Source organism: Brumicola pallidula DSM 14239 = ACAM 615 (genome assembly GCF_000428905.1).
Classification (GTDB): Bacteria; Pseudomonadota; Gammaproteobacteria; order Enterobacterales; family Alteromonadaceae; genus Glaciecola; species Glaciecola pallidula.
This window is the reverse complement of sequence record NZ_AUAV01000011.1, coordinates 152,858-166,978: the sequence shown is the minus strand read 5'-3', so window position 1 is coordinate 166,978 and position 14,121 is coordinate 152,858. Positions and strand designations below refer to the sequence as shown.

The following is a 14,121-nucleotide window of genomic DNA, read 5'->3' as shown; positions in this document are numbered from 1 at the left end:
CATGTTGTTTTCTCTTCCTCCGTCCATAGCAAAACAGACCGGTTATTCGTCGTGCTCTGATTGTTTGCTAGCGTTGCATGATATTCAATCTATCGACTATTATTTTGCTAATAATGCAATCATCCAACGGTTTGAGCTCGATGCCGAGAATGACTTTTTCAACGATCAAAAATCACTTGGGCAACTCTTTCATGTGCTGTTGGCTCTCTCCTATTTCCAAAGGCAAGGGCACAGTTGCCTTAACATTGCAGCCATCGCAGAAAAGACCTGTTGGTCAGAGGCCGATGTTACTCAATATGGATCAAGTTTCAGCAAACAGAATGCCAAATTGAAAGCTGGTTTTGTATTTGTAAGTGCAGCAAAGCTGAGCGATGTTATTCAACGTTTTGATAACATTTGTCCATCAAGAAACGATATACAATGGGATGAACCCAATTTATATAGTGGACGATATGCAAATTACGAAAATGAAGTCGCTGATTTTTTTAGGCAACAACAAACACAGCTCTTAGTTGATTTTGAACCCGCGTTTGCAAGCTTACAACAATGCGCCGATGAGCTTTGGCCAACGTTATTCCCTGCGAAAAATGGGCAGGATATTGACTGGCAGCAGGTATCTGCAGCCAATGGACTTATTGCACAAACCTCCATTATAAGTGGGGGTGCAGGAACCGGTAAAACCTACACGGTTGCTCGACTATTATTATCTTGGCTGTATACACAAAAGAAGGACTCATCAACTCAGGTAAAGTTGATGCTAGCGGCCCCAACAGGAAAGGCAGCACAACGCTTAAATGAATCTATTTTGGCCGAATTTACGCAATTACTTAATTCGAATAAAGAAAACCAAGTTGCGACATTGATTACCGACTTAATGCCGATGATCCAAGCAAAAACAATTCATCGTCTACTCGGTATAGGTATGTATGGCATAGACCCAAAATATAACCACAAAAAGCAATTAGATTGTGACTTTTTGGTAATAGACGAAGTGTCTATGATTGATTTAGCCATGATGGCTAAGTTGTTACGTGCACTGCCTAAAACGGCAAAATTAGTATTAATTGGAGATGCAAATCAGCTTCCGTCAGTTGAGAGTGGCGGATTGTTAAAGGACTTGGTTAATCAAGCCGATTGGCAGTATGCTGCAATATTAGGCGATTATTCAGGAGTTTATAGTCAATCACATAGGCAATTACTGAATAAATTACTGCCTGGTTTTGCAACTAACAATAGTCAGAACAAAATGAATGCGAACGACCATAGTGAACTTGAAGTGAATAGTGAAGCGAATAATGAAAGTTTATTCCACTATAATCACGTTACGTTTTTACAAAAAAGTATGCGTTCGCAAAATGAAATCACGCAACTGGCACACAACATATTACTGGGTCAGTCAGCACAGTTTGCAGGGCTGTTGACAAGCGCTAAAATTAACAGTGAAACGTCAAATTTGGAAAACAAGAAAACAACACAGCAATTATCACTGCTAATAACAGAGCCAGAAACATCCGTTATAACATGGCATGAAGATGCCTACACGCAGGCAGGGACATTAAAAACCATATTATTAGAGCAAATTGCGCAGCGTTACGCGTGTATATTTGAAAGTCGTGATGTTGACCAAGCGATCCAGCAATTAAAGCAATATAGATTGTTGTCTGCGACTAAAAAAGGTCGCTTAGGTACAGAATTTCTGAATACTCAAATTGAACAACAACTAAGAAAACGTTTTTCACACATTGATGCAGGGCAGATGTACCATGGCATGCCAATCATGATTGTTCAAAATGATTACCGTTTACATTTATTTAATGGCGATATTGGTGTTGTTTGGAGCAATGACGATGGTCAATTGCGTGCATGCTTCCCAGATCCAGATATTCCCGGAACTCACTTGGCATTCAGTTTTATTTCGTTACCTGCGTTTGAATTGGTTTATGCAATGACAATTCATAAGACTCAGGGCTCGGAGTTTGAGCATGTTGATATTTTACTACCCAATATAGTGGTCAACAACGCTATGTTTTATACTAGCCAGCATTTGAGCCGAGAATTACTTTATACAGGGGTCACTAGAGCAAAACAAAGTATTGGCATTATCGCTAGCTTACCGGCGCTTAACGATTGCATAGAAAAAACATCAACGCGATTTAGTGGCTTAAAACGAAAGTTGACTAGCTAAGTTTAGAGACTGATTTGGCCGCCTAATTAAACTCCTAACCTTTTATTTTTACCACTCCTAACCTTTTATTTTTACCACTACTGGGCTCTTCGATGCAGGCACAATGGAAAAGGTAAGAATTTTTTTAGAATTATTTAAGTCAGTGTTCACGGTATGCACTTTCACGGTTTTAGAAAAGAATAATTGGTTTTGTTTAACTCGCATAAAGTGCTGAGCATCAAAATAGTGTTGTTGGTTTAAACAAGCCAATTTAGTCAAGGACGAGCAATCTATCCAACCGATAAGTTGGCTTGGGTCAACAATACTATTTTGTAAAGTAGCGATATCTTCTCTGAAGGTTAGACTAGCGCCAAACACAGGTAGATCTGATAATGTTATCTCGGTCGTTTCGTCTGCAACCAAAGATAAGATTTTGCATTTTGACTTTTCTTCTAAGTTGTCATTAGCTTCTGAGTGAGGCATAGTTTCTATCCCTTAGACACCTGTGATTTTACTTCTAGGCATACGCAGTCAGATTTGCGACAACGCATCTTAGTTGTGAGAGTAAATAAAAAGGTGTTGTTAGCGTCATAAGTGAGATTAAATTCTAGGTTAAATATCCATCTTTGCTGATGATTCAGATCAAGCAATGTGCAGACAAAATAATAAATAATAAATAACAAAAATATAGAAAATATAGAAAATATAAAAAATATAAGGAGTGGTAACAAATGAGTTTGACGAAGTGCATGAGTTCTGTCTTTTTTTTAGTTTTGCTATGCTTATTACAAGTAGTTCAGGCGCAAGATAAAGAAGACTTTTTACAGGCTAAACAAGCAATGTCTGGCTTTGTAGAAATTGTATATTCTAATAGTGACGACAAAGTTTACTTGGCATTGGATGTTGCGCAACTTAATCAACAAATGCTATTTCAAAGTAGCTTACCGCACGGCATTGGTTCAAATGATATTGGACTAGACCGAGGTCAGTTAGGAGACACTCGTTTAGTTGAGTTTCAACGTTTTGGCAATAAAATATTATTAAAGCAGCTTAATACTGATTATCGCGCAAGTTCAAGCAACGTTGCCGAACGTAACAGTATTGATGAAGCTTTTGCTGATTCAGTCATCGCTGGGTTTGAAGTGGCACATGAAAGCGTTGGTAAAATCTATATTGATTACACCGCTTTTTTGTTATCCGACGTGCATGGTATTACCGAGCAGTTAAGTCAAACTGGACAGGGTAGTTATTCGATAGATAGTGCTCGTTCTGGCATTTATTTACCCAAAACAAAAGCATTTGAGCGTAATACTGAACTTGAAGCACTAGTGACTTTTGCCGGCACGCCAAAAGGTCGATATATTCGACAAGTAACGCCCGATGCAAAAAGTGTTTCTGTGCATCTACACCATTCGTTTTTCGCTTTACCTGACGATGGCTATAAAACACGTGTTTTCCATCCTTATTCAGGATTTTTGAAACACAGTTTCTATGACTATTCAGCACCTTTAGATGCTGAAATGGAACAGAAGTTTATTCCACGTCACCGTTTGTCAAAAATGAATCCTAATGCAGAGGTAAGTGCACCGGTAGAGCCGATTATTTATCATTTAGACCCGGGGATCCCAGAGCCAGTTATGACCGCATTAAGAGAAGGTGCGTTGTGGTGGGATCAAGCATTTGCGGCTGCCGGTTATAAGAATGCATTTCAAGTCAAAGTACTACCTGAAGGTGCCGATCCTATGGACGCGCGCTATAACGTGATCCAATGGGTTCACAGAGCAACGCGAGGTTGGTCTTACGGCAGTTCTGTTATTGATCCGCGAACAGGTGAAATCATAAAAGGACATGTGACTTTAGGCTCGTTGCGAGTAAGACAAGATTTCTTAATTGCACTTGGTATGACAAGTCCTTTTGATGATGAAAGTACAGGAAAAGCCAATACAAATGCACAGCTAGCGATGGCGTTGGATCGTATTAGGCAATTATCCGCGCACGAAGTTGGCCATACCTTAGGCATCGCACATAATTTCGCCGCAAGTGAAAATGATCGTGCGTCGGTGATGGACTATCCACATCCACTTATCAGTTTGGAAAATGGTGAAATTTCACTCAAAAATGCTTACGACAAAGGGATCGGTGATTGGGACAAATATGTCATTGCTTATGGTTATCAGGATTTTGCTGATGCCGATGAAAATAAAGCGTTAAGCGCATTAATCTCGCAAGCAAGGAAAACCGGCTTTTTATATAAATCAGATCCTGATACTAGAACTAGCAAAAGAGCGTCAAGTGATGGCCATTTATGGGATAACGGTAAGAGCCCAGTTGACGAATTTGCAAGAATAAGTGCGGTCAGAAAGTTTGCGCTAACGCGTTTCGGTGCTAATTCATTACCAGTCGGTGCCGACTTGTCTTCGCTCGAGGAACGCCTCGTTCCGATATATTATTCACACCGATATCAGTTGGATGCGCTAGTAAAACAAGTATCTGGCGTTATCTATGAATATGAACAAAAAGAGCTAAACTTACCACTCAAAGGCAGTGCGTTTGTAACCGGGGAAACGCAACTTAAAGCAGCCGAAATGGTTGTCAATGCAGCGTCAGCCGATTATCTAGCCATACAACCATCGCTAGCAAAACTGATTAACCCCAAAGCTTACGGTAGCAGCCGAAACAGAGAAAGTACCAATGGTAGAATGGGGATTGTGTTTGACCCAGTCAGCGCAGCAGAGGCAGCATCAGCTTATGCGATCACGACTTTGTTGGAGCCAATAAGGTTGAACCGATTGGCATATCAACATTCTTTGGATACTCGCATTCCAAGTGCTCAAAAAGTGCTTAGCTTGGTATTTGAGACTTTAGTGAAGACGAGCTCTAAGGATATTTTAGAACAACGTATTAAGCACGTTGCGCTAAATATTTTCTTTGATGTGCTGAAAGCAGATGAATTGTCACCCGAAGTCAAGTTAGCGATGCAAGGCGAATTGTTAAGTTATCAGAGTTGGTTAGCCAAGAAAGACAGAAGTGCTCAAGGCAAGGTATTACTGAAGTACATTGAGCATTATTGGACGTCGAACGAATGGTTGGGGAGTTTTGCGGTTAAGCAATTGCCACCGGGTTCTCCCATTTAGTCGTTTTGAGCACTCAAATAACTCGGCTGTAGCGCATATTATGCGTAGGCTGAGATAAGTGTTGATCAAAACTCATACAAATATTGCGGACCAAGAGCCTGCCGCGGTCTGCAATTCTGATATGAGTGTCATTCATTGAAACTAAGCCATCAAGCTCAAATCCACTTAAATCTGCAATGGATTTAGCAAAGTAATCATCAAAATTAATTCCAAACTGTTCAGATATTTCTTTTTTACTAAGCTGAAAATTACACATTAAGGAATGAATGACAGCTCTGCGTGCTTCATCATCAACATTTAACACTAGTCCTTTTACTAACGCTGATTGTTTGTTTTCAATTGCCTCGTAATACGTTTTTAGATCCTTGCTGTTCTGCGCATACATGTTCTCAATGCTACTGATTGAAGACACGCCTAAGCCCAACAGTGCATTATGTTGTTTTGGCGTATAACCCTGAAAGTTTCGATGCAGGTGACCCGCTTTTAAGGCTTTACTTAATTCGTCATTGGGTTTTGCAAAATGGTCCATGCCAATAAACACATAACCTGCTTTAGTTAAAAACTCGATACCGAGGCGCAATAAATCAAATTTTGCATGTGCGTTAGGTAACCATTCATCTTTAATTTTGCGCTGTGCAGGGAACTGCTGAGGCATATGTGCATAACTAAAAAGCGAGATTCGGTCGGGGTCAATTTCGATGACTTTTTGCAAGGTCGTTAAAAAGGTATCGAAGGTCTGCATAGGTAAGCCATAAATCAAATCTAAATTGATTGATGCAAAACCAAACTCTTTCGCTCTAGTCACTAATGCGGTAATAAATTCAGTGCTCTGTACCCGGTTTATTTTTTCTTGCACTTGTCTATTCGTGTCTTGCACACCGATACTTAAACGGTTGAAGCCAACGTCAGCTAAATCATCAATGTAACTCAATTTAATCTCGCGAGGATCAATTTCAATACTGGCTTCGACATCTGCATTAAAACGAAAGTTATGTTGCAAGTGCGCCATCAGTCTGGCTAATTGCTGTTTGTCTAAGAAACTGGGTGTACCGCCACCCAAATGCAATTGACTTACTTTATAGTTAGTAAACTGAGCACCACGGTGGCTAATTTCTTTAAACAGAAATTCAAGATATTTGTCTGCCTTATCCTCGTGACGGGTCACTATTTTATTACAGCCACAGTAATAACAAAGAGAATGACAAAAGGGAATATGTAAGTATAGGGATAAATGCTGGGCGCTTTTACTGTTGGATTTTTGCTTAATCTGAAACTCAAAATCGGCATCAGTAAATTCGTCATGAAATGACAATGCGGTAGGATAAGACGTGTATCTTGGTCCTGCTGTATTGTATTTATTCAGTACTTTTTTATCGAAATACTCAAGATCTGCCATATCATCACCTACATTATCAATTGATTGATGCAGATTATAGGTCAAGACTGTTAGTATGAAATTGATCTCAAGCAAGTTTCCATACAATTCATGAATAACCCTATATCACAACAATCAATTACCCTTATGCCACCAAAGCACATAACATTTTGTTTACACTTAAAAGGAATAATACATGGCTCAATTATATCTCGTTCGTCACGGTCAGGCGTCCTTCGGTGCAGCAGACTATGACAAGTTAAGTGACATCGGACATAAACAGTCGTTGTTATTAGGACAGTACTTTGCCGAGCGCGATATTACATTTGATAGCGTGGTAACAGGCGATATGCGCAGGCACAAAGAAACGGCCGCAGGCATACAGAAAGGTGGTGAAACTGCGATACCTGTTATTACCGACTCGGGTTGGAACGAATTTGACTTTGACGCAGTTGTGAGTGCCTATTTAGCCGTTAATCCTCTGATACGTCCTGCCGCTGATGCGCCAAGATCCGAGTTCTATCGCTTATTAAAGAGTGCGATGTTCGCTTGGTCTCAACAGGAAATTGGTAGCAACCTACCTGAATCATGGGATCAATTTACAGGCCGCGTTGCAGAAGCAGTAGAGCGTATTTGTGCATCAGGCGCTAAGAATGTGTTGGTGGCAAGTTCAGGTGGTGCAATTGCGATAACGATGATGAATATGTTGGGGTTAACTGTAGATAAAACGGTTAACTTTAATTTGCAAATTAAGAACACGAGTATTAATCACTTTTTCTTTAACCGTGATGGTATTCAACTAAGCAGTTTCAATAATGTGGGGCATTTAGATTTGCCTGGACATAAATCATTAATTACATACAGTTAATAAACTAAATAACCAGCTTAAGCATGGGGCGAATATGAACTTTGATTACACTGAAAAAACGCAAAATTTGATTGATAAATTGCAGGCCTTTATGGATGAACATATTTATCCAAATGAAGCGATTTATCATGACTTGGTGCACCAATCCGAAAATCCATGGGTCACTCCGCAATTGATGCATGATCTAAAGGTAAAAGCCAAAGAAGCCGGTTTATGGAATTTGTTTTTGCCAAGCGAATATCTACCTTATGGTGCAGGGTTAACTAATCTTGAGTATGCACCACTTTGTGAATTGATGGGCCGTGTATTATGGAGCTCAGAAGTATTCAACTGCAGTGCCCCTGATACCGGTAATATGGAAGTATTGGCAAAGTATGGAAATTCAGAGCAGCAAAAAAAATGGCTAGAGCCCTTGTTAAATGGTGAACTGCGTTCGGCATTTGCGATGACAGAACCCGCAGTGGCATCTTCTGATGCAACTAATATTGAAACGTCAATTCAGCGTGACGGCGATGAGTATGTTATCAATGGTCGCAAATGGTATACCAGCGGTGCAATGAACGAAAATTGCAAAATAATGGTGGTAATGGGTAAAACCGATACCACAGCGGCGAGACATGAACAGCAATCTCAAATTTTAGTTCCATTAGATACCGCCGGCGTGACTATTGTTCGCCCGATGTCCGCGATGGGCTACCTCGATCAGCCAGTTGGTCATGCCGAAATCCTTTTTGAGAACGTACGGGTGCCAGCCAGCAGTTTACTCGTAGGTGAAGGTAAAGGTTTTGAAATTGCTCAAGGTCGTTTGGGTCCGGGTCGTATTCACCATTGTATGCGCCTTATTGGTTGTGCTCAACGAGCACTAGATGAAGCATGTGCGCGAGTTGAAGAACGCATTGCTTTTGGTCAGCCCTTGAGTAAACAGCAATCTGTACGCGAAAGTTTAGCGCTGATGTATTGCAAAATTGAACAAGCTAGATTACTGACCTTAAAAGCGGCAGACCATATGGATAAGTATGGCAATAAAGTTGCGAAAAATATTATTGCCGCAATTAAAATTGTTGCTCCTAAAATGGCCTGTGAAGTTATTGATGAAGCGATTCAAATTCACGGTGCAGAGGGGACGTCACAAGACACAACCTTGAGTGAAAAACTAGCCTACGCGCGCACTATTCGATTGGCTGATGGCCCTGATCAAGTGCATATGATGCAATTGGGTAGGAATTTAGTTCAGCAAATGTCAGCTAAAAGTCAGTAAATAAAATTGATGAGCTTTAAAATCACACCAAACCTAACGACTCTTCAGGCATATTGCACTAGCAATGTACCTGAGGTCGGCAAGTTATTAACCCTCGAAAAATTCAGTGGGGGCCAATCTAATCCAAGTTTTAAACTGACAACAACGACAGGTGAATTCGTATTACGCAGACAACCATTGGGACATTTGTTAAAGTCAGCGCATGCTGTTGACCGCGAGTATAAGGTTATTTCTGCTTTGCAAGGTAGCGCCGTCCCGGTGCCAAAAGCAATACATCTTTGTACCGACAACGAGGTTATTGGAAGCCAATTTTTTATCATGAGCTTTGTGTCTGGTGATATATTTTGGAATGCCGCATTAGCGATACTGGATGAACGCCCCTGTTTTGGTGAATCGCCTAATTCAAAACGTGCAAAGATATACGATCAAATGAATTTAGCATTGGTGAGTTTACATAGTCTGAACCCAGAGGATGTTGGGCTAGCTGACTTTGGTCGTCCGGGAAACTATTTTGCTCGTCAGTTAGATAGATGGACAAAACAATATATTGCGGCAAAAACAGAAGAAAATCACAACGCAGAATTTCTTATTAAATGGTTAGGTGAAAATTTACCAGATGATGATGGTTTAACTTCGATTGTGCATGGCGATTTTCGTTTGGACAACATGATATTTTCGCATGATAGTCAAGACCTATGTGCGATCCTTGATTGGGAATTATCAACGCTCGGCCACCCTTATGCAGACTTAGCCTATCAATGCATGCAATTAAGGCTACCTGCAAATATGGGTAATGTGCCTGGTTTGGGTGGAGTATATAGAGAAGAGTTGGGTATACCGAGTGAAGAAGAGTATGTGGCGCTTTATTGCGAACGTGCCGGTATCGATAAGATAGACAATTGGCAGTTCTATATCGCATTTAGCTTTTTTCGACTACTCTCAATAGTCCAAGGCGTTGTGAAACGTGGTAAAGACGGTAATGCGTCAAATCCAAAAGCATTAGAACTAGAACAACTATTAACACCATTATCAAATCTCGCTGTGCGAGCTATAAAGGAAGACTATTAACATGAAAGCGATTGTTTGCAATGAGTTTGCGCCTGTTTCACAACTAACACTACAAGATATGCCTGACCCTAAAGCATCTAGAGGTAAGGTTGTAGTTGATGTCGCTGCAGCGGGTGTTAATTTTCCTGACAGCTTGTTAGTTCAAGGTCTGTATCAGATGAAACCTGATTTACCTTTTATTCCTGGTAGTGAAATTGCAGGGACTATATCTGAAATCGGGGAAGGCGTTCCACACTTGAAAGTGGGTCAAAAGGTCATTGGTTTATGCATGTTAGGTGGTTATGCTGAAAAAGTTGTATTGCCTGCATCTCATGTCATTCCATTACCAGATGGCATTCCGTTAGATGAAGCGTCAGCTTTAGTAACAGCTCATGCAACGGCGCATCATGCGTTAAAACAAAGAGCTGATTTATCAAGTACTGATACATTATTAGTCACGGGTGCTGCTGGTGGAACGGGTTTAGCAGCGGTCCAAATCGGTAAGTTGATGGGTGCTACAGTTATTGCTGTTTGTTCAACTGACGAAAAGTGTCAAGTAGCAAAAGACAATGGTGCTGACATTTGTATTAACTATACTGGCATAGATTTAAAAGCCGCTATTAAAGAGCATACGAAGGGCAAGGGTGTCGACGTTGTTTATGAATGTGTAGGTGGCGACATGTTCCATATATGTTCTCGCAGCATGGCATGGAACGGCCGACTGCTGGTAATTGGTTTTGCTGGTGGTGAAATTCCTAAATTTCCAGTTAATCTTTCGTTAGTAAAAGGGTTTTCAGTGGTTGGCGTATTCTGGGGATCATTTACCCAACACCAACCGCAAGACTTTATGGCGAATATGAAAGAACTTTTAACATGGTATGTTCAAGGTAAAATTAAAGTCATTGTAGATGAGCGATTTGCATTAGCGGATGCAGTTGATGCAATTAATAAAGTGACAGATAGAAAAGTAAAAGGAAAAGTGGTTATTACACTTTAGGTTAGCCGTTAAACCGTTGAGTAAACAAGCAAAAAAAGCATTGGTTTAATTGCTTAGTAAAAAAGAACATAAAAAAGGGCGACTCTCGCGAGTCGCCCTAAGTGACGAAGTAATCTTCGTCTACCATGTTGAACTGGTCTCCAAAATGGCTACTAAAAACGTATTAGATACGTTCTTGAAGAGCGATGGCAATTGGATTGTCAGCCAAGCCCTGTTCATTTATCCATGCTTGTAAAGTTTTGCCATCTTCTTCTGGAGACGATAAATCTTTCTTCGGCATTTTTTTAACTAATAGCGTTCCTGCTTCAACTGAATTGTTTAGCACAGCCTCACGTATCATACTATTACCATTGCATTTTATACCCGTATAGTAATCTTTTAGCTGGAGTCTGAAGTTAGAACGTACAATTTTAATCTTTTTACGTAATTCACTTTTATCGTCAGCAACAACGATATTACAAATATTAGCCAATGCTTCTTCAACCTCACTTGCTTGAGATGGTGCTGACACTAAAACAAACGGCAGAGCCACTGCAAGTGCGTATAATTTCGTTTTCAACATGATATTTACACCTTTTCAATAAATTATTTCCGCCTGAATATACTGACTAAGAACGGATCGTTCAGTCAGTAGCTGAATACTATAGTATTAATATCCATACTTAATATTTAAACTTTAGTATAAAAAACATATAATTAACAACGTCTTATGTTTTTAATTAAATCTAGACATAAGTCTAGTATTTGTCATTATTAATGCTTTCAGGCTAGTAAGGACGTGACTTTAGTAGAAACTTACATAACTTGTAAATTCGTATACGTATTTGCAATGTTAGTAGTAAAACACTGTGTTGACCCTTTTTGCGGATAGCCCAAAAACGTCATTGGTGAGGGTTTGGCTAGCACAGCTCGTTATGCTTCAGTATTTATTTCTGCTAAATACATAATAAAGCTTGGCTAAATAATGGGCATATCGCGTCAACGGTAAATCGACTATCAAAAATGGATCTGCCAATTCAATATGCAAACTTAATCAGTCAAACTTATTTTGCTATATAAAATCAATAAAGTGGGCTGATAGCAACATTTGCCATAGTCTTACCATATTAGTCAAATTTGGGAAAAGTCATGTCGAACGAATCTACTTCAGTAAGTCCAATTACTTATGTTCAAGATCAGCATCTCGCACTCGTAGGGTTAAACAGCGCTCCTGTAAACGCTTTATCAAAAGCGGTAAGAGTCGGTATTATTGAAAGCGTTGAGAAAGCCTTGAGTGACGATAAGGTAAAAGCAATCGTACTGCATTCGCACTTACCTTTATTTAGTGCTGGCGCGGACATCTCAGAATTTAGCGGCGGTGACTTGTCTCCGATGTTGCCAGAAGTTCTGGAGGTAATAGAACAATCAACCAAGCCAGTTATTGCGATTGTGGGGGGAAATGCATTCGGTGGTGGACTCGAACTCGCGTTGTCGTGCCACTATCGAATAACTCACGCTAAAAATAAAGTGGGTTTGCCTGAAGTACATCTTGGTATTTTACCCGGTGCCGGTGGAACGCAGAGATTACCTAGATTAACAGATCCGAAAACCGCATTAGATATGATTGTATCTGGCGCACCGACCCCAGTTACTGCCCTTGGTAATGTATTCGATCTTATTGTGGATACTGCAGACGAACTGCAAAGCGCCGCAATGAGCTTTGCGAATGAGGTTGTTGAAAAGCTTATGCCAGTGAAAAGAGTGTGCGATATTGACTTAGAGATGAGCAGCGATATCGAAACATTGTTTGCGCAATATAGCCAAGGTGTTGCTGCAAAATCAAAAGGGTTTTTTGCGCCAGGTCAGTGTGTATTAGCAGTGAAAGCTGCTTTTACGCATGATTTTAAAGCCGGTCTTGCTCGCGAAGCGGAATTATTCATGGAGTGCATGACAACATCCCAAGCCCGAGCACAACAGCATTTCTTTTTTGCTGAAAGAGCGGCATCGCATGTTCAAGGGATTTCAAGGGACGTAAAAGCCCGTGATATTAAACAAGCCGCAGTGATTGGTGCCGGCACAATGGGTGGCGGTATTGCGATGAATTTTGCCAATGCAGGTATCCCGGTGATAATGCTTGAGTTACAACAAGCGGCTCTGGATAAGGGGCTTGCGCTTATTCGTCGAAATTATGAAAATTCAGCTAAAAAAGGAAAGTTAACTTCTGAGCAAGTTGAGCAGCGTATGTTGCTATTAACGGGCACGACCAGCTATGCCGATTTGTCTGATGCGGATTTAGTTATTGAAGCGGTATTTGAAAAAATGTCGGTTAAAAAAGAAGTGTTTAGTATGTTGGACAAGGTATGTAAACCGGGCGCCATCTTAGCTTCAAATACCTCTACACTTGACTTGAATGAAATAGCTGCTTCAATCTCTCGTCCGCAAGATGTCATTGGTTTGCATTTCTTTTCACCGGCAAACGTCATGAAACTGCTTGAAATCGTACGCGGAGAGAAGACCAGCGATGAGGTTATCAAAACAGCAATGAAATTAGCTAAAACGATCCGTAAGGTTGGCGTTTTAGTTGGTGTTTGTTTCGGTTTCGTTGGTAATAGAATGATAGAGCCATATGGCAGAGAAGCTAACCGCCTCATGCTTGAAGGAGCAACGCCTGAGCAAGTTGACAGAGTCATTGGTAAGTTTGGGCTTCCAATGGGGCCTTTTACTATGGGAGACATGGCAGGTTTAGACATTGGTTATTTTGTGCGCGAGTCGCGCCGGGAATTTATTGCGCATGATCCAAGCTATTGTATTGTGGCTGACAAGTTGGTTGCACAAGGTCGAGTTGGATTAAAAGTAGGCAAGGGTGCTTATTTATACGAGCACGGAAGTCGTCACCCAATACCTGATCCTGACGTTATCGAGATGGCGAAGCAAGAAGCTAAGCGATTAGGTATTGAGCAACGTGAAATTTCAGATCAAGAAATTTTAGAACGTTGTATATACCCATTGATTAATGAAGGAGCAGATATTCTTAAAGAAGGCATCGCCGCGAAATCCAGTGATATCGATGTTATTTACGTATACGGTTATGGATTTCCGGTGTTTAGGGGCGGTCCAATGCAATTCGCTGATGAGATTGGCCTAAAGCAAATTCGTGAGCGCATGAATCATTACAAAGAAACACTAGGTGAGTATGGACAACACTGGTTTACGCCTTCACCACTATTAAATGAACTTGCTGATGCTGGCAAAACGTTCGCTTCAGTGAAGTAAGTTAAGTAAAATAAGATGAATAACTG

The 14,121-nt window shown here is 40.5% G+C and carries 10 protein-coding genes; 7 read left to right on the top strand and 3 right to left on the bottom strand.

Features of this window, described 5'->3' with window-relative positions:
• Position 1 precedes the first annotated feature (1 nt).
• Positions 2 to 2,185, top strand: a complete 2,184-nt coding sequence (gene recD / locus G399_RS0103510; protein WP_006012275.1) for an exodeoxyribonuclease V subunit alpha — start codon at positions 2 to 4, stop codon at positions 2,183 to 2,185.
• Positions 2,186 to 2,242: 57 nt separating this feature from the next.
• On the opposite strand, the gene G399_RS0103505 is transcribed toward recD, so the two are convergent.
• Positions 2,243 to 2,647 carry a hypothetical protein gene (locus tag G399_RS0103505; RefSeq protein WP_006012278.1) on the bottom strand — a complete coding sequence of 135 codons (405 nt, stop codon included), beginning with the start codon at positions 2,645 to 2,647 and terminating at the stop codon, positions 2,243 to 2,245.
• A gap of 248 nt (positions 2,648 to 2,895) precedes the next feature.
• Here G399_RS0103505 and G399_RS0103500 point away from each other — a divergent pair, with 248 nt between their 5' ends.
• Complete coding sequence (locus G399_RS0103500; RefSeq protein ID WP_006012280.1) at positions 2,896 to 5,298, top strand: zinc-dependent metalloprotease; 2,403 nt, start codon at positions 2,896 to 2,898, stop codon at positions 5,296 to 5,298.
• A 13-nt stretch (positions 5,299 to 5,311) separates the two neighbouring features.
• On the opposite strand, the gene hemN is transcribed toward G399_RS0103500, so the two are convergent.
• Positions 5,312 to 6,694, bottom strand: coding sequence for an oxygen-independent coproporphyrinogen III oxidase (gene hemN / locus G399_RS0103495; RefSeq protein ID WP_006012282.1), 1,383 nt, complete (start codon positions 6,692 to 6,694; stop codon positions 5,312 to 5,314).
• Positions 6,695 to 6,869: 175 nt separating this feature from the next.
• On the opposite strand from hemN, the gene G399_RS0103490 reads away from it, so the two are divergent.
• Genes G399_RS0103490 through G399_RS0103475 form a run of 4 tightly spaced genes read left to right on the top strand, consistent with a single transcriptional unit; the run spans position 6,870 to position 10,843 of the window.
• Positions 6,870 to 7,541, top strand: coding sequence for a histidine phosphatase family protein (locus tag G399_RS0103490; RefSeq protein WP_006012284.1), 672 nt, complete (start codon positions 6,870 to 6,872; stop codon positions 7,539 to 7,541).
• A gap of 34 nt (positions 7,542 to 7,575) precedes the next feature.
• Positions 7,576 to 8,799: an acyl-CoA dehydrogenase family protein gene (locus G399_RS0103485; protein WP_006012286.1), complete on the top strand. Its 1,224-nt coding sequence runs from the start codon at positions 7,576 to 7,578 to the stop codon at positions 8,797 to 8,799.
• A 9-nt stretch (positions 8,800 to 8,808) separates the two neighbouring features.
• Positions 8,809 to 9,867, top strand: a complete 1,059-nt coding sequence (locus G399_RS0103480) for a phosphotransferase family protein (RefSeq protein WP_006012289.1) — start codon at positions 8,809 to 8,811, stop codon at positions 9,865 to 9,867.
• Position 9,868: 1 nt separating this feature from the next.
• A complete protein-coding gene (locus G399_RS0103475) occupies positions 9,869 to 10,843 on the top strand; it encodes an NADPH:quinone oxidoreductase family protein (RefSeq protein WP_006012291.1) in 975 nt (324 codons plus the stop codon).
• Positions 10,844 to 11,006: 163 nt separating this feature from the next.
• Here the strand turns inward: G399_RS0103475 and G399_RS0103470 are convergent, their stop codons facing one another.
• Entirely contained in the window at positions 11,007 to 11,405 is a 399-nt protein-coding gene (locus G399_RS0103470) for a DUF3718 domain-containing protein (protein WP_006012295.1), read from the bottom strand.
• Between the two features lie 566 nt (positions 11,406 to 11,971).
• Here G399_RS0103470 and G399_RS0103465 point away from each other — a divergent pair.
• Positions 11,972 to 14,095: a 3-hydroxyacyl-CoA dehydrogenase NAD-binding domain-containing protein gene (locus tag G399_RS0103465; protein WP_006012298.1), complete on the top strand. Its 2,124-nt coding sequence runs from the start codon at positions 11,972 to 11,974 to the stop codon at positions 14,093 to 14,095.
• The last annotated feature ends 26 nt before the right edge of the window (positions 14,096 to 14,121 follow it).